Annotated in this window: 20 protein-coding genes; 12 read left to right on the plus strand and 8 right to left on the minus strand. The window is 57.4% G+C overall.

Features of this window, described 5'->3' with window-relative positions; translation table 11 throughout:
• Positions 1-12: 12 nt before the first annotated feature.
• Positions 13-3,021 (minus strand): two-component regulator propeller domain-containing protein, encoded by a 3,009-nt coding sequence (locus AC5S3R_RS08875; protein WP_494266662.1) that lies wholly within the window; start codon positions 3,019-3,021, stop codon positions 13-15.
• A gap of 240 nt (positions 3,022-3,261) precedes the next feature.
• Between AC5S3R_RS08875 and AC5S3R_RS08880 the strand changes: the two genes are divergently transcribed.
• Positions 3,262-5,634 (plus strand): APC family permease, encoded by a 2,373-nt coding sequence (locus AC5S3R_RS08880; protein WP_494266663.1) that lies wholly within the window; start codon positions 3,262-3,264, stop codon positions 5,632-5,634.
• Between the two features lie 129 nt (positions 5,635-5,763).
• On the opposite strand, the gene AC5S3R_RS08885 is transcribed toward AC5S3R_RS08880, so the two are convergent.
• Positions 5,764-6,678 (minus strand): MBL fold metallo-hydrolase, encoded by a 915-nt coding sequence (locus tag AC5S3R_RS08885; RefSeq protein WP_494266664.1) that lies wholly within the window; start codon positions 6,676-6,678, stop codon positions 5,764-5,766.
• A gap of 96 nt (positions 6,679-6,774) precedes the next feature.
• The gene (locus AC5S3R_RS08890) at positions 6,775-8,121 is read right to left on the minus strand and encodes a sensor histidine kinase (protein ID WP_494266665.1); all 1,347 of its coding nucleotides are present in this window, start codon (positions 8,119-8,121) and stop codon (positions 6,775-6,777) included.
• Between the two features lie 40 nt (positions 8,122-8,161).
• Between AC5S3R_RS08890 and ribA the strand changes: the two genes are divergently transcribed.
• Positions 8,162-8,854: a GTP cyclohydrolase II gene (gene ribA / locus AC5S3R_RS08895; protein ID WP_494266666.1), complete on the plus strand. Its 693-nt coding sequence runs from the start codon at positions 8,162-8,164 to the stop codon at positions 8,852-8,854.
• A gap of 738 nt (positions 8,855-9,592) precedes the next feature.
• Here ribA and AC5S3R_RS08900 read toward each other — a convergent pair.
• A complete protein-coding gene (locus AC5S3R_RS08900; RefSeq protein WP_494266667.1) occupies positions 9,593-10,111 on the minus strand; it encodes a DinB family protein in 519 nt (172 codons plus the stop codon).
• A gap of 12 nt (positions 10,112-10,123) precedes the next feature.
• Positions 10,124-10,849, minus strand: coding sequence for an AAA family ATPase (locus AC5S3R_RS08905; protein WP_494266668.1), 726 nt, complete (start codon positions 10,847-10,849; stop codon positions 10,124-10,126).
• Positions 10,850-11,189: 340 nt separating this feature from the next.
• Here AC5S3R_RS08905 and gap point away from each other — a divergent pair, with 340 nt between their 5' ends.
• The 3 genes from gap to tpiA all read left to right on the plus strand — a co-directional run bounded on the left by gap (position 11,190) and on the right by tpiA (position 14,430).
• Positions 11,190-12,194, plus strand: a complete 1,005-nt coding sequence (gene gap, locus AC5S3R_RS08910) for a type I glyceraldehyde-3-phosphate dehydrogenase (RefSeq protein ID WP_494266669.1) — start codon at positions 11,190-11,192, stop codon at positions 12,192-12,194.
• 119 nt (positions 12,195-12,313) lie between these two features.
• Positions 12,314-13,528, plus strand: a complete 1,215-nt coding sequence (locus AC5S3R_RS08915) for a phosphoglycerate kinase (RefSeq protein ID WP_494266670.1) — start codon at positions 12,314-12,316, stop codon at positions 13,526-13,528.
• Between the two features lie 146 nt (positions 13,529-13,674).
• Entirely contained in the window at positions 13,675-14,430 is a 756-nt protein-coding gene (tpiA, locus tag AC5S3R_RS08920) for a triose-phosphate isomerase (protein ID WP_494266671.1), read from the plus strand.
• Positions 14,431-14,477: 47 nt separating this feature from the next.
• Here the strand turns inward: tpiA and AC5S3R_RS08925 are convergent, their stop codons facing one another.
• A complete protein-coding gene (locus AC5S3R_RS08925; RefSeq protein ID WP_494266672.1) occupies positions 14,478-15,266 on the minus strand; it encodes a tyrosine-protein phosphatase in 789 nt (262 codons plus the stop codon).
• Between the two features lie 229 nt (positions 15,267-15,495).
• On the opposite strand from AC5S3R_RS08925, the gene AC5S3R_RS08930 reads away from it, so the two are divergent.
• The 5 genes from AC5S3R_RS08930 (at position 15,496) to AC5S3R_RS08950 (ending at position 20,976) form a co-directional block, all read left to right on the plus strand.
• Entirely contained in the window at positions 15,496-16,818 is a 1,323-nt protein-coding gene (locus AC5S3R_RS08930) for a Gfo/Idh/MocA family protein (protein ID WP_494266673.1), read from the plus strand.
• 57 nt (positions 16,819-16,875) lie between these two features.
• Positions 16,876-17,757, plus strand: coding sequence for a sugar phosphate isomerase/epimerase family protein (locus AC5S3R_RS08935; protein WP_494266674.1), 882 nt, complete (start codon positions 16,876-16,878; stop codon positions 17,755-17,757).
• Between the two features lie 75 nt (positions 17,758-17,832).
• Positions 17,833-18,246 (plus strand): DUF8459 domain-containing protein, encoded by a 414-nt coding sequence (locus AC5S3R_RS08940; RefSeq protein WP_494266675.1) that lies wholly within the window; start codon positions 17,833-17,835, stop codon positions 18,244-18,246.
• A 411-nt stretch (positions 18,247-18,657) separates the two neighbouring features.
• Entirely contained in the window at positions 18,658-19,509 is an 852-nt protein-coding gene (locus tag AC5S3R_RS08945) for a mechanosensitive ion channel family protein (RefSeq protein ID WP_494266676.1), read from the plus strand.
• Between the two features lie 60 nt (positions 19,510-19,569).
• Positions 19,570-20,976 (plus strand): APC family permease, encoded by a 1,407-nt coding sequence (locus AC5S3R_RS08950; RefSeq protein WP_494266677.1) that lies wholly within the window; start codon positions 19,570-19,572, stop codon positions 20,974-20,976.
• On the opposite strand, the gene glgA is transcribed toward AC5S3R_RS08950, so the two are convergent.
• Complete coding sequence (gene glgA / locus AC5S3R_RS08955) at positions 20,973-22,430, minus strand: glycogen synthase GlgA (protein WP_494266678.1); 1,458 nt, start codon at positions 22,428-22,430, stop codon at positions 20,973-20,975. The genes AC5S3R_RS08950 and glgA overlap by 4 nt on opposite strands.
• A gap of 61 nt (positions 22,431-22,491) precedes the next feature.
• Here glgA and AC5S3R_RS08960 point away from each other — a divergent pair, with 61 nt between their 5' ends.
• The gene (locus tag AC5S3R_RS08960) at positions 22,492-23,220 is read left to right on the plus strand and encodes a GNAT family N-acetyltransferase (protein ID WP_494266679.1); all 729 of its coding nucleotides are present in this window, start codon (positions 22,492-22,494) and stop codon (positions 23,218-23,220) included.
• An 8-nt stretch (positions 23,221-23,228) separates the two neighbouring features.
• Here the strand turns inward: AC5S3R_RS08960 and AC5S3R_RS08965 are convergent, their stop codons facing one another.
• On the minus strand, positions 23,229-23,894 hold the full coding sequence (locus AC5S3R_RS08965) for an energy transducer TonB (protein ID WP_494266680.1): 666 nt from the start codon (positions 23,892-23,894) through the stop codon (positions 23,229-23,231).
• Positions 23,895-23,987: 93 nt separating this feature from the next.
• On the opposite strand from AC5S3R_RS08965, the gene rsmA reads away from it, so the two are divergent.
• The gene (gene rsmA, locus AC5S3R_RS08970; protein WP_494266681.1) at positions 23,988-24,782 is read left to right on the plus strand and encodes a 16S rRNA (adenine(1518)-N(6)/adenine(1519)-N(6))-dimethyltransferase RsmA; all 795 of its coding nucleotides are present in this window, start codon (positions 23,988-23,990) and stop codon (positions 24,780-24,782) included.
• Positions 24,783-25,200 lie beyond the last annotated feature (418 nt).

The following is a 25,200-nucleotide window of genomic DNA, read 5'->3' on the forward strand; positions in this document are numbered from 1 at the left end:
GAATATCCCCACTCAGGAATGCGCATTCACCGGCATCTCTTCCTCAGCCTCGGTCCTGTACCGCACGCAATTCCTTCCCGCCCGCTTCGCCATATATAAAGCCTCATCCGCGCGCCGAATCAGCTCTTCCGCATCCATCTCGCCATTGCAGCAGGCCACTCCAAAGCTGCACGTAACGCGAAACACCATCGCCCCATCCACTATCGCCATCGCGGCAATCGCGCGCCGAAACTCCTCAGCCCTCTCCAGCGCACTTTCCAGCAAACACCCCGGCAGCCCAATCACAAACTCTTCCCCGCCATACCGCCCCGCAAAGTCACCCTGCCGCAGATGTCCCTGGATGCACTGCGCCACCGCACGCAGCACCTTATCCCCCATCAAGTGCCCGCGCGTGTCATTGACTCTCTTAAAGAAGTCCACATCCATCATCAACACACTCATCGGCAACTGCTTCCTCCACGCCCGCGTCAACTCCACCTGCAGCGTTTCAAAAATCGTTCCGCGATTCCACAACTGCGTCAGCCCATCCCTCGCCGCCTGTTCCTCCAGCGCCTTCCGCGCCGCCTCCGTAACCTTGATAGCCTCCTGCAACTGCTCCGTTCTCCGGCCCACCTTCTCTTCCAGCTCGCGATTGCTGCGCACCAGCAGCCGCACACGAAGCCAGTAAAGAGCCGCCATCACCAGCAGCGCCCCAAAAAGACACACCGCCAGAAACCACCCCGTCTGCCAGAAGTGCGGCGTCAATCGAACCGCCATCACCAACCGGCTCTGGCTCCAGTCCTCGTTTCCATTCGTAGCCTGCAGCTCAAAGCTGTACCTGCCCGGCGGCAACATGGTGTAAATCGCCTCGCGACGCTCCCCCGCATCCACCCACTTCGTTTCAAACCCCGTCAGCCTGTAGCGAAACCGAATCCGCTGCGGCGCAACAAAATCCGGAGCGGTAAAGCGAATCTCAAGGTCGCCCCCGCCCGGCCCCGCCGTCACGCCATGCGCAAACGCCACCGCCTTCTGGTTCACCAGCACCCGCTCAATCAGCAGGGACGGCCTTCCCGTCGTAATCTCACTGTGAGCCGGATCTACCGAAGCAATCCCGCCCGTCGTCGCAAACCACAGCCGCCCATTCCGGCTCTTCCATATCGAAGAGTTCGTAGCAAAGTTGCACTCCGTGCTCCGCAGCCCATCCGCCGCCCCATAAACAATGCTGTGAATCGCCTTCGCCCGCCCCGCCGCATAATCATTCAGCTCTTTCTTGCTTACCTTCCAGATGCCCAGATCGGAAGTCATCCACAGGTAGCCCTCATCGTCCTCAATGATTCCGCCCACCGTCATATCAAACAGCCCCTGGTCAGGCGTGTACGTCGTAATGTGCCCATTCTCAATCCGGTTCAACCCGCCCGGAGAAGTCCCCGACCACACCACGCCGTCCTTATCCACATACACCGACTGCGCAAAATTGCTCAGCAACCCGTTCTCCGTGGAATAGCTCACCACCCGGCCATCCTGCCCAACGCGGCTCACCCCGCCATGATCCGTCCCCACCCACAGCGACCCATCCGGCCCCATCGCCAGCGTATTCGGCCATCCCGGAACGGCATAATGCTCAAAGCGTCCCTGCCGCATCTTCATTAGCCCATTCGCCTGGTGATACGCCAGCCAGAGACCGCCGTCCTTATCCTGCAAAATCGAGTTCAGATCGCCCCTCCGCGCCGGGTCATGAATCACCGTGATGCGCCCGTCACGCAAATGGCTCAGCATCCCATGCTCTGAGCCAATCCACAGGCTCCCATCCGCGTCTTCCGCCAGCCCAAAGACAGACCCAAGCGGCACTCCCTCCCGCGTCCCATACGTGCGAACCTTCCCTGGCCCCTCCAGGTGGTCCACGCCATGGCTGTTCGTTCCCACCCACAGCGAGCCGTCCCGCGTCTCCAGCGCGCTCCAGACCATGTCCTCCGAAAGCCCTTCCGGCTTGCCAAACGAGCTGAACGCCCCATGCCGCAGTTCCACCGCCCCGCCATCCAGAAGTCCTACCCAGTAGTGACCATCGCGGTCCTGAAAAATCCTCGACACATCATCCGAAGGAAGCCCCTGCCGCGTCGTATACGGCGTAAACACCCCATGATTCAGCGACCCAATCCCGCCGTGGTTAAACCCCATCCACAACTCGCCGCACGCATCCACCAGCAGCGACACAATGTTGGAGTGCTCCGGCATCCCCGCACTCGGAACCGCAGCAACCCGCCTCCCGTTCCATTCCAAAAGCCCCTTCGGAGTCGCAATCCAAAGCCCGCCATCATGCGCCACCGCCAAAGCCAGCACATTCTCTTCAGGAAACCCCTCGCGGCCGCCATGCGCATGCAAGACTCCTCCTTGCATGCTGGCAACGCCCTTGTCCGTCCCCAACCACAGCGTCCCATCCGCACCCTGCGCAATCCCGCTCACCGCATTGCCCGGCAGCCCATCCTGCACGGTGTAGTGCCGCACTCGCTCTCCCTCGACGGAGTAGAGCCCGTTCGTCGCACCCACCCAAACCACGCCATCCCGAGCCTCAAGAATCGAGCTAATCGGGGCCTTCGCCTTGAACAAGGGCCGGAACACGCCATCATGAAACCGCAGCAGCCCCGTACGCGTCCCCACCCACAGGCCGCCATCGCGCGCCGCCGCCAGCACGGCAACGTAGTTGTCGCCCATTGCCTTCTCATGCACCGCGTCAAACACCGTCGCGCGCATGCCGTCAAAACGGACCAGCCCCTCCTCCGTCCCGAACCACATGTACCCATCCCGCGTCTGAACCATGGAATGCACAGAGTTCTGCGGAAGACCATTCTTGTTCGTCAAAGAGGATTGAACAAATTGAGTAATCCCCACCTGCCGCGCCGGCTGGGACAGCGCCAACAAATGTGACAAGACCAGAAAAAACGCACAGAGAAGCCCCGGCCGCATCCGCGATCCCTCGCTTCCCCACTGCCGGACTGGCCGCAAGTGACTCAATTGTTTGTCCCTATCCCGATGATTCCGCCACATATCCGTAACGCAACAGCAAAGGGGCCCAATTAGGAAACATCATCGGCAGAATCACTCAGAACAAGAGAACAGAAGACAAATATCCCTCTCCCTGTTTCACCCATCCAAAATCGATTCACTATTGGAAAATCTCTTCCATTGACAGCGCACTCCAACAGACTTATCCTCTCCAAGGGCGCAAGCAATCATGAATGCGCCCCCTAGACTGAGAACGCCGGAGAAGTAGAGCCGGCACTTGTGATGGCTTCCTCTCGAACGACCGTTGCTCCTGTACCCGACCGCGTGCGGTTGATTGTGGCATCCTCCGTGATGCTCACCTTCATTTCCTTCTGGCGTGCCGCCGCCATCGTCCTGAACGATCTGGGCTCATCCGCCTTTTATGCTGGCGGCATCGCGGAACAGGCCATTGGAGCCTCCGCCCCCTGGTTCATTCTCGGAATCATGCTCTTCAGCTTCGCCGTGCGTGCCGTTTACGTCGAAAGCTGTTCCATGTTCACCCGCGGCGGCGTCTATCGCGTTGTAAAGGAAGCTCTTGGCGGCGGATTCGCTAAAATCAGCGTCTCCTGTCTCATGTTCGACTACATCCTCACAGGCCCCATCTCCGGCGTATCTGCTGGCCAGTACATCGTGGGCCTCATGAATGAGATGATGTTCGTCGCCCTCAACCATCATTGGTTGCCCCAGGCGCTCATCTACCCCAACAACACCCCCTACCAGTTCAACGTAGACCACACTTCCGCCGTCTTCGCCGCCGTCGTTACCGTCTATTACTGGTGGCAGAACATCAAGGGCATCGAGGAATCCAGCGACAAGGCCCTCCGCATCATGCAGATAACCACCGTCATGGTGGTCATCCTGCTCCTCTGGGGCATCTACTCCGTCGGAGTTCGCGGCATCCACCTTCCGCCCGCGCCCTCCCCCGCCAACCTGCACTTCTCTGACGGCGCGCTCGGCTTCCTCAAGGGAACAAACCTCGTTCCCGTCCTCGGCCTCTTCGGCATCCTCATGGCCTTCGGCCACTCCATCCTCGCCATGTCCGGCGAAGAGACCCTCGCTCAGGTCAATCGTGAAATTGAGCACCCCAAGCTCAAGAACCTCAAGCGCGCAGCCATTGTCATCGCCATTTACTCCCTTGTCTTCACCGGCGGAGTCACGCTGCTCGCCTCCATGCTCATCCCCACGTATGAGCGCACACATATCTACCAGGACAACCTCATCGCTGGCCTCGCCATGTACATGGTCGGCCCCGATTTCCTGCGCATCGCCTTCCGTATCTTCGTCGTCATCGTCGGCTTCCTCATCCTCTCCGGCGCCATCAACACATCCATGATCGGCTCCACCGGCGTGCTCATGCGCGTCGCGGAAGACGGCGTACTCACCGATTGGTTCCGCAAGCCGCACAAGGTCTTCGGCACCAGCTACCGCATCGTGAACCTCGTCTTCGTCCTGCAAATGTTCACGATCATAGCCACCCGTGGAAACGTAATCATCCTCGGCGAGGCTTACGCCTTCGGTGTCATCTGGTCCTTCTCCTTCAACGCCCTCGCCATGCTCGTTCTCCGCTGGAAATACCACGGCGAACGCGGCTGGAAGGTTCCGCCAAACATCACCATCGGCAAAACGGAAATTCCCGTCGGCCTAATCTCTGTCTTTCTCGTGCTGGCCACCACCGCCGTCGTGAACATCTTCACGAAATCCGTGGCCACCGTCAGCGGCATCATCTTCGCCGGCGGATTCTTCCTCATCTTCACCATCTCGGAGCGCGTCAACAAGCGCAAGCACGCGCTCACCGAGCGGCAGATGAAGGACCACTTCCAGTTGGAGCATCAGGACCAGGTCAGCCGCACCTCCGTCGGCATCCGCCCCGGCGGCATCATGGTCACCATGCGCGATGCCTCCAATCCCTTCGCGCTCAAGTGGGCTCTCGCCCGCAACCCCGGCGACGAGCAGGACATCGTCGTCCTCAACGCCCGCATCATGGCCGTAGGCGGCCCCGAATTCCTCGCCCCCGACGAGCAGTCCTTCACCGAGCACGAGCAGATGCTCTTCACCAAGGCCATCTCCGTCGCCGAAAGCTTCGGCAAAACCGTCTCGCTCCTCGTAGTCCCCGCCGGCGACATCTTCGCCGCCCTCGCGCAATCCGCCAACTCGCTCGACGTAGACTCCGTAGTTTCCGGCATCTCCACCAAGATGACCGCCGAAGAACAAGCCTTCCACTTAGGCCAGGCATGGGAATCCCTCCCCGAGCCCAAGCGCCAGTTCAACTTCTACGTAGTCGAGCCCAATGGCCAATTCAAGGTCTTCTACATCGGACCCCACGCGCCCAATCTCAGCCCGGAAGACGTGCAGCTAGTCCACCGCCTCTGGCTGAACATGCGCCGCGACCCGCTCTTCAAAAATCTGCACCACTCCGACATCATCACCTACGCCCTGACGCGCCTCGCAGGCCAATACGCCCGCGACAAGGAAGAGATAAGCCGCGACCTGCGCTCCTGCGTCTCCACAGCCACCAACCCCGCCCCCACCAAGCTCCACCTCGGCGGCGAAGACTGCGCCGGAGTCCAACCCGGCCCCGACAAAACCGCCATCAAGCCCCCGCTAGTCCACTCGTAAAAACAGGGAGTAGGGAGTAGAAAGCAAAATGGAAAAGCCCCGCAATCAGCGGGGCTTTTCCATTTCACAGCTATTGCGGAAAGTATCGTTTGATTCAAAGCCGGGCACCCATCCACTCCCCAAGTCCAGCTAGAAGCGAATACTCTCCAGCCCTAGTTCCTGCTCCGCCAGCATCAACCGATTCCCCAGCAGTGTCCCGCGCCCACTCAGCGCCCGCTCCGCAGTCACCCGAGCCAGCTCCGGCAGATTATTGCACTCCGAAAGATGCCCCAGAATCACGTAGTGAGCACCGCCGTCATACTCCCGCTCCAAAAACTCCGAAGCCGCATCATTCGACAAATGCCCCACCCGCGAAAGCACGCGTTGCTTCACCGACCACGGATAAGGCCCATCCCGCAGCATTTCCAAATCGTGATTCGACTCAATCATCAACAAGTCGAGATTCTTCAGGCAGGCCTTAACATTCGGCGGCATATACCCAAGGTCAGTAGCCACCGCCATCCGCACCCCTTCCGCCTGGAAAACAAACCCGCAAGGGTCCGCCGCATCATGCGGAATCGTAAACGGACTGACAGCAATATCCCCAATCTGAAACCCCACGCCAGCCTGAAAAAACTCCACAGCAGGCAGCCAGGCCGGGGCCTTCTTAGGCTCCGCTACGGTATCATCAGCGGATTCCTTGTTCCCTTGTTCCCTCGTTCCTTCGTTCCCTTCCTGTTCCGCCTTCCGCATCGCCGCCCATTCCGCATACGTCATCTTCCGCTGCGGAGTAAGCTGCCTCACCCAAGCCCTATGCGTAGCCTCAGTAAAGTAAACCGGAATCCCCAGCTTCCGCGCCGTCACCGCCACACCGCGAATGTGGTCATCATGCTCATGCGTAATCACAATCGCATTCAGCGTAGCCGGATCTTCCCCCGCCGCCTTCATCCGCTTAAAAAGCTCGCGACAGCTCAGCCCCGCATCCACAAGAACCCGAGTCCCCCCACCCGTAATCACGGTAGAGTTGCCCTTGGAGCCGGAAGCAAGCACAGTAAAGCGAACCATCTTTCAAGAATACCGCCGCAGCGCGTGCAAAAACACACACCTGCATTGACTCCACAGGAACCTCACCCTATACCCCAGCCCCTATCCCCTGCCTTTTCACCCCGCCGGAATCTCAATCGCCACCAGCGTTCCCCGCCCCGGATTACTCACCACCGTAAACCGCGCCTGCGGCCCATACAGCACCTCCAGCCGCTCCTGCACATTCTTCATCCCAATCCCGGCCCCCGTCCGCTTCAGCGCCCCTTGCGGACCAGCCGTAATCCCCACGCCATCATCCGCCACCTCAATCAGCACCCGGTCCCCCTGCAACCGGCTCCGCAGCGTAATCGTCCCGCCATGTATCCGCGGCTCCAGCCCGTGCTTAATCGAGTTCTCCACCAGAGGCTGCAGCAAAATACTCGGCACCATCACATGCAGCGTCTGCGGATCAATCTCCTTCTCCACCCGCAGCTTCTCCGCCCCAAACCGCACCACTTCAATATCGAGATAATCATCCGTAAACTTCAGCTCATCCGCCAGCGGAACAAAGCTGTCATGGTCCTTCAGCAGCGCCCGCAAAATATTCGCGAGCTTCACCGTCATCTCCCGCGCCATCTCCGGCTTTGTGCGCACCAGGGAAGCAATCGAGTTCAGCGTATTAAACAAAAAGTGCGGATTGATCTGCCTCTGCAACGCATCCAGCCGCGCCTCCAGCAACAACCGCTTCTGCTCCTCCAGCTTCAGCTCAATCCGCAGCGCATTCCAAACCTTCAGCGCAATGCCCACCACCATCGGCGCGCACAGCCACACCAGCACCTGCAAGCCCCACTCATCCGTCAGCAGCGCAAACAGCCGCTTCGGATACATCCTCGCCACCCACTCATGCGCAATCTCAAACAGCGCAATCAGCAGCAACATCAGAATCTGCCGGTCAATCCTCGGCTGCCGCAAATTCCTTCGCACCCAGCGGTACAGGCTTAAATCAATAAACGGAGTAAAGTCCCAGACCTCTTCCTTCTCCATCGCCTGCCCCAGCACGCCCGCCGCCACCCCTAGCGCCGCATTGAACGGCAGCGAAAGATACTCATGGTGCACCATCGCCGGAACGGAAAGCACCACCCCGCCAACCGCGGCCTCCACCGGCCCCAGCAGCAGTCCCAGCAAAATCACCGTCTCAAACGAAATATCGGCGGCCAGAAAGTTCGGAACCGTCGTCCGTACCCACACACCCAGCGTCAGCGGAACCAGGAAAAACGCCATCAAAACGGCTGTCTGCCGCAAACGCCGCCTCTGCTCTCCCAGCAAAAGCTGCTGAAAGGTCCGCGACCGCGCCAGCGCCGAGGCCACTGCCGCGGAAACGCCCAGCTTCACCAGCAGCGTAATAAGCAAAAGGGTATGCGTCACCAGTCCAATGTATCGTGTCGCCGCCCCGCGCATCGAATAGACAGCGGCAACAGTGTTCAAGAACACCTCACCTGCAAATCAACGGAACTACAATAGGTTTATGGCATTTGAGAGCGTAACAAAGGTAGCCGACGCGGACTTTCCCTCCCGCTGGGGCCATTTCCGCATCCTGGGTTTTGAAGGCGTTGGAAGTGGAAACAAGTGTGGCAACAAAGCGCATGAGACCGAAGGCCTCGTAGCACTTGTCATGGGCGACATTCATTCCACGCCGCCGCTCGTGCGCATCCATTCGCAATGCCTCACCGGAGACGTCTTCCACTCCCTCCGCTGCGACTGCCGCCTGCAGCTTGAGCTGGCCCTCAGCAAAATCGTAGACGCCGGCGCCGGCATCCTGCTCTATGAGCAGCAGGAAGGCCGCGGCATCGGCCTCATGGCCAAGCTCAAAGCCTACGAACTGCAGGACAAGGGCCTCGACACCGTGGAAGCCAACGTAGAGCTGGGTTTTGAAGCCGACTGCCGCGCCTACGAGCTCCCCGGAGCAGTCCTCAAGCAGCTAGGAGTAGACAAGGTCCGCCTAATCACCAACAACCCGGAAAAGGTAGCCGCTCTCGAAACCGCGGGCATTCAGGTAGTAGAGCGAGTCTCCGCTGAAGTAGCCCCCGAAGAAACCTTCGAGCGCTACCTCAAAACCAAGCAGGAAAAAATGGGCCACCTCTTAGGCTTGACAGGAGCAGACCTGACCAGCCCCACCCCGCCCCAAACAGCGGTACTGGACGAGCAACCCACCCACTAACCCCCAAAATCCCGAGTGCTCCAGGTCTCTGCAGTTGGAGACCTGGGGCATCAATACCGCCAGCCCCATGTCGTAGTTCTCCCCATCTTGACTCTCCCACAAAATCACCGAGTGTCATCCTGAACGAAGCGCATTGGGCCCCGCGAACAGCCTTATCGTTCGTGGGGTAGGCGGAGTGAAGGATCTGCGGTTGCACTTGCCTTTGCCTTTCTCCAGCGCAACTACAACTCTGGATGCTGGTCCCACATCACCCTCTTTTGGAGATGTGGGACCAGCATCCCCGCCAGACTTAAGCCTTGTATCAGGGCACGACTTCAGTCGTGGCGAAAGTGCCAATAAAAGCACCGGGCTTTAGCCTCCGACCACTGGGAGGGCCACAAAAGCTTCGTGGCGCGCCAAGTGCGCAGCCGCTGCATGCAATGCAAAATAAATCCCAAATCTGTGGATAACTCTTGCGCTCAATTAACCCCTTTTATGTCACACTAAGAATCAAGCAGAAAAACGGCCCGATTCCAATGGAATCGGGCCGTTCTGTTTTTCCGCTGACTCGCTAACTCAAAAGAAAGGAGACCCCATGCCGTCAACAGCAAGCACAATCCCCTGTCCCCTGCCTTTTGCACAGTTCCGGAATAAAGAAACTGCACAGTCCCTGTGCAATCCCCCGCAACTCACACAAAACAAACGAACTGGAAAAGCACCCCGCTGTGCGCATATACACGGAGTCGCACACAACCTGTGCTACTCCCCCCTCAGCGCCTTGATCACCTTAGCCGTAGTCACAACCTGCCCCACATGTCGCTGCGTATGATCCGCCACATGAATCAGCGCTCCGCCAATGCTCGTAGGCAGTTGCCTCCGCCCCACACCACGCGGCGTATCAAAATTCGCCGTAGCCAGTACCCGAATCCGCTCATCAGCATTCGAGAACGACGCTTCCACCTCAGCCAGCAGCGCAGCCAGCGACTCCTCGCCGCCCTGCTCCGCCTTCAGCAGCCCCAGTTGCTCGGCCGTTAGCTGCCCGCCCTCGGCGTAAGTCAAAATCCGGTCCACCGACCGCGCAATATGCCGCAGATGAAACGCAACCGAAGGCAGCCCCAGCGGCTGCGAATGCACCTCCGCATCCGTCAGCCCTTCCGTCCACTTGGTAATGTCATCCAGAGCCAGCTCCAGCGCATGAAGCACAGCCCGCCCCACCGCCGGAACATCCGTATGCGTCCCGCGCATCCACGGCTCAACGTAAGGAACAGATGTGCTCATCGAACCTCGCAGCTAGACGGCGCTCTTCACGCGCACAACCGTAATCTTCGCAAAGCCCTCTTCAAACACAGGCGGCTTCAGTTTCTCGGCCATCTTGCGCATAATCTCTTCGCTCACCGAGCGGTCACGCTGCCGGTTGCGCTCCAGGCAAACCTCAAGCGGTACATCAAAAAACACCGCCTGAACCTCGTACCCAAAGCTCTTGGCCATCTTGATCCACTGCCGCCGCTCATGGGTCGAAAGGTTCGTAGCGTCCACATAGTTCCACGGCATCTTGGCAATCAACCGCGCCCGCAGCATCGACCGCAGCGTAGAAAACACCAGCCCTTGGTAGCGCTGCTCCTCCACATCGTCAAACAGGATATTCCGCAGCAAATCACTCGACAGCGGCGTAACCCCGCGCCGGTTAAACCACGTAGTCTTGCCAGACCCCGGCAACCCAATCGCCAGCACCACATAGCCCTTGGGAGCCTGCGCCGACTTCTCCGTCTGCGCCTCCGCGGGAGCCATCGGCGGGATCTCAGGCTGAGTCTCTACCTCCAGCTTGCCGGGCTGCGTTCCGCCCCAGTCTTGCGGAGGACGTTGCTGCCGCGGCGCGGGAGCCGAAGCGCGAGGCGAATAACCCGCCTCATCGGGATAGTTGGGAACAAGCGGAGCTGGTTGGTTCGACGGAAGCTCCTGGCCAATCTTGCCAGTGGCTTCAGATAGATTCGGTGCGCGTCTTGTGCGTCTTCTCATGCGGCCTTCAATACGTGCGTAATACTCAGGGGATACCATAACCACCTGCAACGCTGCAAATGCTGTGCACTCCATCACATCGCGGGGAGAACCTTTGCAGTCACAATCGACGTGATCGGAAACGCGCACGGAGAACAAAGGGAGGCTCCCACATGCGGCGCAAATTTTGGGCTACCAAACCCCGGATGGTAGGCTTAAGGGTTTGGTGGAAAGCCTGCAAGGGGACCATGCAGCCAATTTCACGGCAGCCAATTCCTTCGCCGCCGAACGCGACCGTAATTCCCCCGTTTCGTTTTGATTGGCAACTCAGCTATTAACGCGTATCAAGGAGAAATAGCACATGGCAGTGAAGGTTGGAATTAACGGCTTTGGCCGTATTGGCCGCAATGTGTTGCGCGCCGCGCTTGCAAACCCCGAAATCGAATTTGTGGCGGTTAATGACCTGACCAGCCCCGCGACTCTTGCGCACCTGCTCAAGTACGACTCGATTCTCGGCAACCTGCCGAATGAAATTACCGCAGGGGAAAACTCCATCACCATCGATGGCAAAACAATCAAGGTTTATGCTGAAAAAGATCCTGCGAAGCTGCCCTGGGCAGAAGTCGGCGCACAGGTCGTCGTGGAATCCACCGGCCGCTTCACCGACGCCACTGTCGCCAAGGCGCATCTCGGCGAAACGGTAAAGAAGGTCATCATCTCTGCCCCCGCAACCAACGAAGACGTTACGCTGGTCCTCGGCGTGAACGAAGACAAGTACGACCCGGCGAAGCATAATGTCATCTCGAACGCGAGCTGTACCACCAACTGCCTCGCGCCCGTCGTCAAAGTGCTGCTCAAGGAATTCGGCATCGTCAGCGGCATCATGACCACTATCCACAGCTACACGAACGATCAGGTGATTCTGGACTTCCCGCACAAGGATCTGCGCCGCGCCCGCGCTGCCGCCATCAATATGATCCCCAGCTCCACCGGCGCCGCAAAGGCCTTGAAGCTGGTCCTCCCGGAAACCGCAGGCAAGCTCGATGGCTTCTCTCTGCGCGTTCCAACTCCGAACGTCTCGATTGTTGACCTTACCTTTATCAGCGAGAAGGCCACGGACGTAAAGTCCGTAAATGCCGCTCTCAAGGCTGCCAGCGAAGGCGAGCTGAAGGGCATCCTCGGCTACGACGAAAACCAGCTCGTTAGCTCCGACTTCAAGGGCGACAAGCGCAGCTCCATCGTCGATGCTCCTCTGACCAAGGTAATCGGCAACAGCGTCAAGGTGCTGAGCTGGTACGACAATGAGTGGGGTTATTCCAACCGCGTCGTTGACCTGATCGGCTTCTTGGCCTCCAAGGGACTGTAAAAGGCAGGGACTAGGGACGCAGGAGCTGTAAGCCTATCCTTTAAACCTGCGTCCCAGTCTGCTGTTTCCTAGTCCCTGCGTCTCTAAGTCCCTACGTCCCTTAAAGAAGGTTTCTCGCCATGTCCAAGCTCTCCATTCGCGATCTTGACCTGAAGAACAAGCGTGTATTCATCCGCGTGGACTTCAACGTGCCGCTCACTGAAGACGGCTCCGCCATCACCGACGACACACGCATCAAGGCAACCCTGCCCACCATCTGCTACGCGCTCCAGCACCACGCCAAGGTGATTCTCGCTTCGCATCTGGGCCGCCCCAAGGGCAAGCCGAATCCGAAGTACTCGCTGCGCCCCATAGTGGACCGCCTCCGCGAACTGCTCGACCCCGAGCTAGGCTACGGCGTCAACGTCGGCTTCTCGCCTGACTGCGTAGGCCCCATTGCCAACGAGCTAGCCAGCCAGCTTGAATCCGGCCAAGTCCTGCTCCTTGAAAACCTCCGCTTTCACACCGAAGAAGAAGCCAACGACCCCGAGTTCAGCCGCAAACTGGCCTCGCTCGCGGAAGTCTATGTCAACGATGCCTTCGGCTCCGCGCACCGCGCCCACGCCTCCACAGAAGGCATTACGCACTTCCTCAAGCCCGCCGCTGCAGGCCTGCTGATGGAAAAGGAAATTACCTACCTCGGCAAGGCTCTCGAAGCCCCTGAAAAGCCCTTTGTAGCCATCATCGGAGGCTCCAAAATCTCCGGCAAAATCGACGTAATCAACAACCTCCTCGACAAGGTAGACACGCTCGTCATCGTCGGCGGCATGGCCTACACCTTCCAGCGCACCCTCGGCATCACCACCGGCGACTCGCTCGTCGAAGAGGACAAAATCGAAGTCGCGAAGGAAGCTCTCGAAAAGGCCAAGGCAAAGGGCGTCAAGCTCCTGCTGCCCAGCGACAACATCCTCGCTGACAGCTTCTCGCCCGACGCTAAGACGCAGGAGTGGGACACATCGAAGAACTTCCCCGCCGGCTGGCAGGGTCTCGACATCGGCCCCAAGTCCATCGCCACCATTGAGGATGTCGTAGACACCGCCAAGACCATCGTCTGGAACGGCCCTGCAGGTGTCTTCGAGTTTCCCAAGTTCGCCGTAGGCACCAACGCCATCGCCTGCGCCGTAGCGGCCAACAAGCCCGCCACGACAATCATCGGTGGCGGCGATTCCGTCTCCGCCATCAACCAGGCCGGCGTAGCCGACCGCATCACGCACATCTCCACCGGCGGCGGCGCAAGCCTCGAATTCCTCGAAGGCAAAAAGCTCCCCGGCGTAGAAGCGCTGACAGATAAATAACAGGCAGCAACAATCACAATCCCAGGGGAGCGTTCCTTAGAACGCTCCTCTATTTTTTGCAGAAGCATCCCAGACTGTGCCGTCCATCACCCTCCCAGCACAAGATCGTCCCGTAGAATCATCCCGGAGGAAATTTCAAGGAATATATGCCACGCAAAGACCTGATTGCCGCAAACTGGAAGATGTTTAAAACGCCGTCAGAAGCCAAGGCGTTCTTTGAAGAATTTCTACCCCTTGTTGCAGACCACACACGCGACGACATCGCAGTCTTTCCTTCGCCCGTTCTGTTGCCCACCGTCATCGAAACGGCAAAAGGCTCCAACGTATCCATCGGAGCGCAAGACATCAACTTCGCAGAAGACGGAGCCTACACCGGCGAAACCTCCGCGCGCCAACTCCAGGCCATCGGAGCAACCCACACCCTCATCGGTCACTCCGAGCGCCGCCAGTACTTCTGCGAAACCGACCAGACGGTGAACAAAAAACTCCACACCGCTCTCAAGCACGGCATCACGCCTATTGTCTGCGTTGGAGAAGTCCTCGCCGAGCGCGAAACTAACCAGACCGCTCATGTGCTCCGCAGGCAAGTAGCCGCAGCTCTCGACGGCATTACGCCGGAAATAGCCGGCCCCATCGTCATCGCCTACGAGCCCGTCTGGGCCATAGGCACCGGCAGAACCGCCACGCCAGAGATCGCCGTCGAAGCTCACTATGTAATCCGTACAGAAGTGGCACGCTGCCTTGGCGAAGAGATCGCCGACAACATGCGCATTCTCTATGGCGGCAGCGTAAAGCCTGAGAACTGCGCCAGCCTTATCCGCCACGCAGAGATAGATGGCGCACTCGTAGGCGGCGCAAGCCTCAAACCCGACACCTTCGCGCAAATCGTAAAGTACTACTAATTTGTATCCAATGAGAAACGGCGCCAGGAGGTTTCCCAGCGCTGTTTTTATCGTCCGAAGAGCTTGCCGAAGAAACTCTTCTTGGGTGCTCGCAAATCCTCGTACAGCCCGTGAGCCTCAGGCTGCGGCGGCAAATGCTCCCCAAAATAGACGGCCTTTGTGTTTGTGAGACAAAGCCGATCCGCGGTTTCCAGGTCGTACTCGGACTTGAGAAATTCGTGTGCCCGCATCATAGCTGGGCCACGGCGCTCCGCGCTGTGCGCATCACTGGCAATAATGTGTACCCAGTTCTTCCGAAGCAAATCGCGGGCCATCGCCTGAGACCGATTTCCAAAGCGGCCAATCAGAGAAGCCGCGGTAACCTGCACCAGGCAACCAACCTTAATCCATTCCGCCATACGCGCTTGATCCTGCAACAAAGTGGGATTGCGTTCCGGATGTGTAATGACCGGAATGATGCCCGCGCTAATCATGTCGTAGAACGTATTCACCATATTTGGTGGGATAGAAAAATCCGAAAACTCCACCAGCAGATACTGCTTGCCATTGATGGTGTATCGCGAAGGATCTTTGTGAAGGCTCTCTATATTGTCGTATGAAAGATGAAAATCGCAGCCAAGCCCCAGGGTTATGCGATTCCCAAGACGCTCCTGCAGTTTGTCCCTGCGCTCCCGGTTCACTTCAGGTCGAAACTCATAACGGTCGTTCGAGTGTGGAGTGCAAACTATATGCGTAACTCCATCCTCAATGGACGCTTCCGCCAGCGCCAGAGAATCTTCGAACTCTGCAGGTCCGTCGTCCACACCGTAAAGCAGGTGGTAATGAATATCAAACACGTTTAAACTACGTCCCTTTCCTGTTTCGCGCTAAAAACTTTGGCCTAATCAGCCGCGCCATTTCGTTCAGCCTATGCCGGAACAACTTATCTCTGCCTTGTTCCCGCATCATGACAAAAATTCGTCCTTTGCCACTCTAACTCGCCCGGCACAATTATGATAGCTTCCGGCCCTGCACTGTGTGCACTACAGCACACCAAATCAGTCAGTAGCGGGCGGGAGGACCATTTTGGTAACACGTCGAGAGTTTCTGGATACTCTTGCTACCGGAGCGGCTGGACTGGCACTTGGAACCAGCGCGAAAAGCTATGCCCGCATTCTTGGCGCAAATGACAGACTGAATTTCGCTGTTATCGGATTGCGAAGCCGAGCCTACGCACACCTCTCCTCCCTCAAGGCCAACAAGGACGCGGCCCGCGTTACGCACGTTTGCGATGTAGACGCTAATACCCTCAAAAAGTTTGCAGCGGACACTGCGCAAGAGATGGGTGAGGCTCCTAAAGCTGAACGCGATTTCCGCAACATCTTGGCCTTCAATGACGTAGATGCCATCACCATCGCCGCCCCAGACCACTGGCACACTCCTATGGCGATTCTCGGCCTCAAGGCCGGAAAATATGTATACGTGGAAAAACCCTGCAGCCACAACCCGGGCGAGGGTGCCCTGCTGGTTAAGGCACAGCAGAAGTATGGCAAACTGGTCCAGATGGGCAATCAGCAGCGCTCGTCTGCACACTCCATTGAGATTATCGACAAGATTCACAACGGCCTGATTGGCCGGGCATATTTTGCCAAGGCATGGTACGTCAATACTCGCGGCTCGATTGGCGTAGGCAAGGAAGCCCCGGTTCCGGCGCAGTTGGACTGGGACCTGTGGCAAGGCCCAGCTCCGCGCCGTGCCTACAAAGACAACGTGCAGCCGTATAACTGGCACTGGTTTAAGCACTGGGGCACAGGAGAGACCTTGAATAATGGCACGCATGAGGTCGATGTGTGTCGCTGGGCGCTGGGCGCGGATTTCCCTGAGAGCATCAGCGCAACCGGCGGCCGTTATCACTTCAAAGACGACTGGCAGTTCTACGACACGCTCGTTACCAACTTCAAATACTCCGACAAACTGCTCACATGGGAAGGGCTCTGCTGCAATGGCATGCGTCAATATGGACGCGACCGCGGCTCACTCATCCAGGGAACAACAGGCTCGGTAGTTCTGGACCGCGACGGCTATGAGGTATACGACCTGAAAGGAAAGAAAACCGATGAATTCAAAGCGAGCCGTGCGCAGACCTCTTCATCGGATCTGACCGGTCGCGACTCCATGACTGACGCACATTTTGCCAACTTCATCGCAGGCATTCGCAAGGGCGAGAAGCTGCATTCGCCCGTAGCAGAAGGCAACGTAGCCGTAACCATGCTGCAATTGTCCAATGTTGCGTGGGAACTGAACCGCGTGCTGGAGTTGGACACCGCCGATGGTAAGGTCAAGCACGACGCCGAAGCGATAAAGTTCTGGAACCGCGAGTACGAAAAAGGCTGGGAACCAACCATCTAAGCAATAGCGAAACACTGCAAATCCGCTGTAAACCAGATTCGTTTTCAATGAGGAGATATGCTGACAACAAACGAATTGACTCGCCGCAGATTCTTCCAATCGGGAGCACTAGCCGCAGCCGCCTGCGCAGTCAGCGGCTCAGTGCCCGCATTTGCACTGCCTAGGGAAGCTTCAGGCAAGCCCTCGCCTATCAAGATTGGTCTGGCAAGCTACACCTTCCGCAACTTTTCGCGGGCACAGATGATCGGCTTCATGAAGGATCTAGAAATTACCGACCTGAATGCGAAGGACGTGAAAGATCATCTGCCCTCCGATGCCGCAGGCGAAGATGCAGCGCTTGCCGACTACACTGCCAACGGCATCAAGCTCCACGCAGCCGGAGCAATTTACTTCAACAAAGATGAAGATGCCGACATCCACGACAAGTTTGAGTATGCCAAACGAGTCGGCATTCCCGTTATTGTGGCTGGTGATCCCACTCCAGCCACGCTCCCTCGTGTAGAAAAGTTCGTAAAGCAGTACGACATTCGCGTTGCCATTCACAACCACGGCCCTGAAGATAAGATTTACCCTTCGCCGCTCGATGTACTGAAGCTCGCAAAGAATTACGATCCGCGCATCGGCTGCTGTATCGACGTGGGCCACTGCGTTCGCGCCGGTACGGATGTCGTAGAGGCAATTCATGCCGTAGGTCCACGCTTGTTTAACCTGCACTTCAAAGACCTGACAAACCTGACCGATAAGGACAGCCAGGTTGCGGTAGGTCAGGGCAAGCTGCCCATCCGCGAAATCTTCGAGGCACTCATCGCCATCCGCTATCCCGGATTTGTCGATCTTGAATACGAGGTGCACGGTGACAATCCCATGCCAGGCGTCATCGCCAGCTTTTCTTATATGCGCGGCGTGCTTGCCGGAATGGGATACCTTACAAAAGCATGAGTTGAGGATTCATGCTCTGCTATCCTCAACTCACATCGAGAAGCACACCAGAAACGCACCCGGAGACGCACGAGAATGCGCCATATTCAACGCATAGCATCTGCGGTCTTTGCCAGAAAATTCGCATTGTACATCGTTATCGGTGTCGCACTCGTCTGCGGCGCAGTTGTACGTTACGGATTTGCGCAGGATGCGGCAGCAAGCGTGCCTGCTCTTCTTGATGGAAAACCTGTTCTGACCATTCGCTGGGGATTCAGCAACAATACATCTGCGGCCCGAGCCGCTGGCGCAGCAGCACGCATGAAAGCCGTTGCTGAGGACACCAGCGCTCCGCTTACACTGACGCAACAAGCAGGCGAGATTGCCATCGATATCCGCTGCGGCAGCGTCATCCTCATTTCCATTTACTCCGGTGATGCACAAGCGGAAAACACCACACCAGAAGCACTGGCACAGCAGTGGTCCGGCAATATGACCGCCGCTATGTAGGCCTATCGCGAGAAGTATGGCTGGCGGCTGGCATTTTATCACAGCGGCCTCTCCCTGCTTGGCTTTGCCTCCTGCCTCGCCGCATTTCTGTGGATTCGCGGTCGCAGCCGGCGCATTGCCACAACCGCAGCAGAATACCTTGCGCAACGCAGCGAGAGTACCCGCATCCAGGTTCCCTCGCGCCTCTCTTTCACCATTGGCGAAACAATACTCCGCCGCCTGCTTGCGATTACTCAAATCCTGCTGCTGGTTGCATGTGTAACACTGGTCCTCCATGCGCTGCTGATTCTTTTCCCCAGTTCGCGGCCGCTTACCACCAGCATTTATGACGGCATTGCGCATTTCACAGGCACTCTCCTCCATTCCTTCTGGACCAATCTTCCAGCACTACTCTTTCTCCTGATCCTGTCCGTGGTGCTGTGGCAGTTCATCCATTTCATCCGCTATTTCTTCAACAAGGTCGGCGAGCGGGCAATTACTATCGAGGGCTTCCGGCCGGCATGGTCCACAGTCACGGGGAGGCTCATCAGTATTGCAGTTGTCGTGCTCGCCGTGCTCATCGCATATCCTTATATTCCCGGCTCGCAATCGGCTTCGTTCAAGGGCATCTCGCTCTTTTTTGGTGTCCTGCTCTCGCTTGGCTCCACTGGCCTGGTTGCCAACATCATCTCCGGCGTCATGCTCACCTACATGGACGCATTCGAGGCCGGCGACCTTGTAAAAATCGGCGACATCACGGCTTACGTTAAAAGCACTTCCCTGCTGATAACGCGGCTCGTCACGCAACACAACGAAGTTATCACCGTGCCGAACTCGTCCATTCTCGACAAGCACATCGTAAACTACACAAGCCGCAAGGCCGACGAAGAAAGTGTGCTCATTACAACAACCGTAGGCATGGGATACGACGTTCCGTGGCGACAGGTGGAAGCAATGCTTATGGAAGCAGCCCGGCGCACAGAATCCGTACTCAGCGAGCCAATGCCCTTTGTCGTAACGCCCGCCCTGGAATCCTACTCCGTACATTATGAGCTGAATGCGTATCTTAAGCCCGGAGTGCGGAAATATATAGGTATTACGGAACTGAATCACAACGTGCTGGATGTATTCAATGAGTACGGTATTTCGATTATGACGCCTTCTTACATAGCGGACCCAGCAAAATCGAAATTCGTAGAACCGGAACACTGGTTTGACACACCAGCAAGCCGCGAGCAGACATCACAACCTCCTGCGCGAAAGTATCCTCCTGCCGGTTTATAAACGCCTCGCCACCTGCTCTCCATACTGCATGGCGCTGCTATGCTACTCTCACATCACTACATGAGTTCCGCCCCACAACCATCCTCTCAGCAAGCCAGTGCCGAACTGCCCCGTGTTCTTGGCGCATCGCAGGCCATGGCAATTGTTGTCGGCACCATCATCGGCAGCGGCATCTTTCTTGTGCCGCGCGAAATGATGCAAGACCTCGGCTCATCGTCTCTTGTCTATCTCGCCTGGATTGTCGGAGGGCTTCTTTCGCTCTTTGGCGCAATGACGTACGCCGAACTCGGAGCCATGCTTCCCTATGCGGGTGGCGAATATGTCTATCTGCGTGGCGCATATGGCGACACAACGGCATTTCTCTACATGTGGACATGGTTCGCAGTAGCAAAGCCAGCGTCCATCGCAGCTGTCACAAGCGGTCTTGCACGCACACTCGGCGTCTTTCCGGCATTCCACTGGCTCACGCTGCCTGTAGCGGGTTTGCCGCTGGTCTGGTCGCAGGTCTTTGCCATTGGCGTCACATGGTTCATGACTGGGCTGAACTATCTCGGCATCAAGAAGGCCGGCGATTTCCAACTCATCTTCACTGTGCTCAAGGGTGTGCTGATCCTGATCGTGGCCGCGCTTTGCTTTACTTCGGCGGCTGGCTCGTGGAGTAATTTTTCTACCGAATTACCGGGTGCCGTGGGCGGGTTGAACGGCTTTATGGCCGCGCTGATTGCCACGCTGTGGGCCTATGACGGCTGGAATGACCTGACCATGGTGGCTGGCGAAGTTCGCAAGCCGGAGCGCAGCTTACCCATTGCACTGATTGGTGGACTATTCGTTGTTGGTGTGCTGTTCATGGCCACCAATGCGGCTATTCAATACATTCTGCCTGCTTCTCAAATTGCGGCCAGCGAGCGGCCAGCGGTTGCTGCACTTTCAGTTGTTGCCGGGCCGCGTGGAGCAGGATTTGTGGCTGCAGCAATGGCGCTCAGCATCTTTGTCACGCTCAACGGAACTGTTATGTCTGGCGCGCGTGTGCCCTACGCCGCAGCCAAGGACCGCCTCTTCTTCCCGCAGTTCGCAAAGATTCATCCTCGCTTTCAGTCTCCATCGTTTTCACTCCTTATACAAGGAGCGCTCTCGACAGTTCTGCTGTTATTCCTATCGGAGTTCCAGCAGTTCTTCGACCTCGCGGTCTTTGCAGAGTGGCTGTTTTACATGCTGACGGCTTCGACTATCTTCTTCTATCGCAGAAAATATCCCGACTTGACGCGGCCTTATCGCGTGTGGGGCTATCCATTGCTGCCAGCCATCTTTATCGTCTGCGCAACGGCAGTGCTTATTTCAAGCTACACAAGCAACCTGAAAGCCTCTCTTATTGGCACGGCACTTATCCTGATTGGCCTTCCCGTTCTGTGGGTGATACGCAAGCTTTATGGCGCATCCACCCCGATAGAACGCGGACACATGTATTAACCGCGCCGCTTGGCAACCTCTGCATAAACTTCCGCATACTGCCTCGCGGGCTGTGTCCAACTGTAGTTTTTTACCATGCCGTTGCGCATCAGGCGCTGCCAGCTTTTCTTTTCCTTGAAAGCATTCAGGGCGCGATCAATAGCGGCCAGAAAATCCCATGAGTTGTAGCCTTGGAATTTGAAGCCTGTGCCGATTCCCTTCTCCGGGTTCCATTCGTCAATCGTGTCGTCGAGTCCGCCGGTGGCACGCACGACAGGCACAGAGCCGTAACGGAGCGAATAAAGCTGGTTCAGGCCACCGGGTTCGTAGCGGCTGGGCATGAGGAAGATGTCGGAGCCTGCCTCTACCTTGTGCGAGAGCGATTCGTCGTACTTAATCTGCACGGAGATGCGGCCGGGATAACGTGCGGCCCACTCGCGGAAGAAGTTTTCGTAATATGGTTCGCCGCTGCCTAATGCTGTTACAGCTACGTCGCGCTTCATTAACTCGTCGGCGATGCCCGCAAGAATGTCGAAGCCTTTCTGCGTGGCGAAGCGGGAGACGATACCGAGAACTGGCGTAGTTGGAGCGACAGATTCCAGACCGAAGGCGTGGAGCAGGTCGGCGCGGCACTCGGTTTTGCCGGTGAGTACATTAGCGGTGTAGTGTGCGGCGAGATAGCCATCTGTCGCCGGATCCCATTGTGCGTAGTCCACGCCATTGAGAATGCCGCGCAGGTCAGCGGCGCGGCCGCGGAGCACGCCGTCCAGCTTTTCGCCGAACTCTGGTGTCTGGATTTCCTCGGCATACTTGCGACTTACGGTTGTCAGCATATCGCTGTACACGAGGCCGCCCTTGAGGAAGTTGAACGTGTCGAACTGTTCTACGCGGTCCATGGTGAAGACATCCCATGGAAAAAGCAGCCATTCGGTAGTCTGCGGCGGAAACCATCCCTGGTAGCCTGCGTTGTGAATCGTCAGCACTGTGCCTACGTTGCCTAGTAGCGGATCGCTTGCGTAGGTGGTGCGGAGGTAAATGGGGATGAGCGAAGCCTGCCAGTCATGGACGTGGAAGATGGACGGCACACCTAGAATTTTTGTTGCTTCGAGAACGGCGCGGCAGAAGAGGCCGAAGCGCTCCCAGTTATTTGGATATTCGCCGCCGCCGGTGCCATAAAGACCCTGGCGGTCGAAGAGGTCGGGGCAATCGACGAAGTAATACTGCACGCCGTTGCGCTTGCCGCCGTCTACGATTCCGGCATAGCGGTTGTAGTAGGTGAACGGAATGGTGATCGACCGCACGGCATACTTCCATGTGCCGGTCAGGTGCGGGCGCACTACAGCATAAAGCGGCAGATAGACCGTGACTTGATGGCCGAGCTTGACCAGTTCCGGAGGCAGCGCACCGACTACGTCCGCCAGTCCTCCGGTTTTTGCAAAAGGGACACACTCCGAAGCAGCAAATACAATGTGCATGGATGCTTTTTCTCCAACCACCAACGACAGTCTATTCCAAGATGCAGGCTACTCTATTTCGATGCCGATACTGAATGATTCTGACCACGCTCTGGAGCTTCTCGACAAGCCAATTTGGAACTCACTGAGCACGGAGCACCTCAAGCTGGCGTTGGGCGACGGACGGGCGCGACGTTATCCACCGGAAATTGGTCCGTTGAGCGGGATTCCGGAACAAACGCCGGGATGTTATGAAGCGTTGCGCAAGCTGGTTGAGCCAGGTGGCGTTGTGGTGCTGTTCTCGCTGGAAGAGTTTCAAATTCCGGAGGGATGGACAGTGGTCTTCAGCGGGCAGCTTTACCAGATGGTGCGGCAGGCCCGCGGCGGTCTTGCTCCGCTGCGGCTGGAACAGGGCGAGAAATTACGGCGGTTAACGGAAAACGATGCTCCGGCAATGGTGACGCTGGCAGAACTGACAGAGCCGGGGCCATTCCGGTTGCGGACTTTAGAGCTGGGTAACTTTTACGGCATATTTACTGACGATCGGTTGGTGGCCATGGCCGGCAAGCGGATGCACCTGCCGGGGCTGATTGAGGTAAGCGCGGTTTGCACGCATCCTGACGTGCGCGGGCGCGGTTATGCCCCGATGTTAATGTCGCTGGTGATTGACGAAATTGAGCGTGACGGGCAGACAGCGTTTCTGCATGTGTTCACGCATAATCCGGCGGTTCGCATTTATGAGTCACTTGGATTTGCGACTCGGAAAACCGCTAACGTCATTGCACTGAAGAGCAATGACCTGGCGGCATAAGGTTCTGCTTAAGAGTCTGCCAGCGGATATTGCGGGTTGAATGGGAAGACTAATTCCGCCTGGGTGGGAACTGGCTTTCCATTTACGGTGGCGGGTTGGAAGCGCCAGCTCTTTACAGTATCGAGAACAAGCTGATCCAACTGGTTCCCTATTCCGGTTACCAGTGTTTCTGCTACTACTCCGCCGGCTGCATCAATATTGACATCTACGACAATCTTTTTCTCGGATCCGGGCAGGAGCGAACGGTTCTTTACAGGCGGCTTAGGCGAGAAGACTGGAAATGCTGGTGTGGCATCCTGCGCATCGGCTCCGCTGCCGGTTGCGGCCTGACCTGTGCCTTCGCCCTCGTGCGGTGTGGGAGGAGTGCCACCGCCGGCTTTCTGCTGAGGACGTGTCTTTTCGACGGGAGAAAGCGTTTTGTCGGCTGCGTTGGCGTTGGGTACAGGCTTTTTGGTGCGAGCGGCTGCTGGATCAGGAGGCAACTCCAGCCTGACGGCATGGGATGCACCAGCAACTTCCACTTGAGACACGTTGATGAAAGCAATTGACTGGACGGGAGGCTGGATGAACCCGGCTTTTGAGGAAACTCCCAGCAGAAGCAGGCAAGCGAATACGGCTCCATGAATCCCTACGGAAAGTAAAACTCCGCTGCTGCCGCGTCGAGAAGATTCCATCGGAGGCTCCTGTGATGCTTGATTGTCGCATACTTGCAGATGGCGCCGGGCGGGATATGTGCCGGTTCCGATACGATAGTTGTTTGCGACCCTATGCCTCCTAAATCCAAGCTCGGACAGAATTTTTTGCGCGACCAGTCGGCGATTACTCGTATAGCGGCGGCGCTGGGCGATGTTGCCGGACGGACCGTTGTGGAGATTGGGCCGGGTGAAGGCGTGATTACGCGGGCGCTCATTGACCGGGCGGCACGTGTGAAGGCGATTGAGGTGGATCACTCGCTGGCGGTGCGGCTGCAGGCGTTCTTTCCGGCGGATAAGCTGACTGTTGTTGAGCAGGATGTGCTGCAGTTTGATTTTGCAGAAGCTGCCGCGGCTGCAGGGCATAAGCTGCCGGTTGCGGGGAATCTTCCGTACTACATTACTTCTCCGATATTGCTGAGGCTGGCTGAGAACCATGCGGTGCTGGACCGGGCGGTGCTGATGGTGCAGCGCGAGGTGGCTGACCGCGTGACGGCGGAGCCGGGTTCGCGGGATTATGGGCTGCTTTCCGTGACGGTACAGATGTATGGGCCAGCGGAGCGGCTGTTTACGCTGCCGCCGGGTGCGTTCTCGCCGCCGCCAGAGGTGCATTCCACTGTCTTTCGCTGGCGGTTTGCGCCGCGGTTTGAGGAGCTGGGTGTTTCCGAGGACGGCTTTATCAAATTTGCCAAGGTTGCCTTTGCACAGAAGCGGAAGACGCTGGCGAATAATCTGCGGGCGGCTGGGGTGGAGGCTGAGGTTATCCAGGCGGCCTTTGCTGCTGCGGGGATTGCTCCGCAGGTGCGGGCGGAGGCTCTGACGATTGAGGATCTGGCGGCTTTGAGTGCACAGGTTGATTTGCGCGTGTGAGATGCGCACAGTGGGGTGCTTTTCCATTTCTTTTGTTTTGTTGGGGTTGCGTGGGATTGCACAGGGACTGTGCAGAACCTTTATTTGTGAACTGTGGAACTGTGGGGAAGGCAGGTTACAGGTTTCAGGTGTCAGGTTACAGACGGTTGTGCCTGCCAATGCGTACATGGGGAGCTCCTTTCTTTTGGGTTAGTGGCGCTCTGCGCGCCTAGCTAGTTAGCGAGTCAGCGGAAAAACAGAACGGCCCGATTCCATTGGAATCGGGCCGTTTGTTTGCTTTATTTCTGCTTATTTTTAGTTTGGCATATTTGGGGTTAATTGAGCGCAAACTTGGCTAGGAATTTTGCTTAATGGAATCAAGAAGTTAGGAGATATTTTTCGGTTTGGGGCTTGACAGGATTTTTCCACAGGACGGCTG

Source organism: Occallatibacter sp. FHG110214_02 (genome assembly GCF_059115385.1).

Bases quoted from the DNA above. Each gene is read 5' to 3' on its own strand.
- AC5S3R_RS08875 (WP_494266662.1), bottom strand. From the start codon at position 3,021: ATGTGGCGGAATCATCGGGATAGGGACAAACAATTGAGTCACTTGCGG.
- AC5S3R_RS08880 (WP_494266663.1), top strand. From the start codon at position 3,262: ATGGCTTCCTCTCGAACGACCGTTGCTCCTGTACCCGACCGCGTGCGG.
- AC5S3R_RS08885 (WP_494266664.1), bottom strand. From the start codon at position 6,678: ATGGTTCGCTTTACTGTGCTTGCTTCCGGCTCCAAGGGCAACTCTACC.
- ribA (WP_494266666.1), top strand. From the start codon at position 8,162: ATGGCATTTGAGAGCGTAACAAAGGTAGCCGACGCGGACTTTCCCTCC.
- AC5S3R_RS08900 (WP_494266667.1), bottom strand. From the start codon at position 10,111: ATGAGCACATCTGTTCCTTACGTTGAGCCGTGGATGCGCGGGACGCAT.
- AC5S3R_RS08905 (WP_494266668.1), bottom strand. From the start codon at position 10,849: ATGAGAAGACGCACAAGACGCGCACCGAATCTATCTGAAGCCACTGGC.
- gap (WP_494266669.1), top strand. From the start codon at position 11,190: ATGGCAGTGAAGGTTGGAATTAACGGCTTTGGCCGTATTGGCCGCAAT.
- AC5S3R_RS08915 (WP_494266670.1), top strand. From the start codon at position 12,314: ATGTCCAAGCTCTCCATTCGCGATCTTGACCTGAAGAACAAGCGTGTA.
- tpiA (WP_494266671.1), top strand. From the start codon at position 13,675: ATGCCACGCAAAGACCTGATTGCCGCAAACTGGAAGATGTTTAAAACG.
- AC5S3R_RS08935 (WP_494266674.1), top strand. From the start codon at position 16,876: ATGCTGACAACAAACGAATTGACTCGCCGCAGATTCTTCCAATCGGGA.
- AC5S3R_RS08940 (WP_494266675.1), top strand. From the start codon at position 17,833: ATGCGCCATATTCAACGCATAGCATCTGCGGTCTTTGCCAGAAAATTC.
- AC5S3R_RS08950 (WP_494266677.1), top strand. From the start codon at position 19,570: ATGAGTTCCGCCCCACAACCATCCTCTCAGCAAGCCAGTGCCGAACTG.
- glgA (WP_494266678.1), bottom strand. From the start codon at position 22,430: ATGCACATTGTATTTGCTGCTTCGGAGTGTGTCCCTTTTGCAAAAACC.
- AC5S3R_RS08960 (WP_494266679.1), top strand. From the start codon at position 22,492: ATGCCGATACTGAATGATTCTGACCACGCTCTGGAGCTTCTCGACAAG.
- AC5S3R_RS08965 (WP_494266680.1), bottom strand. From the start codon at position 23,894: ATGGAATCTTCTCGACGCGGCAGCAGCGGAGTTTTACTTTCCGTAGGG.
- rsmA (WP_494266681.1), top strand. From the start codon at position 23,988: ATGCCTCCTAAATCCAAGCTCGGACAGAATTTTTTGCGCGACCAGTCG.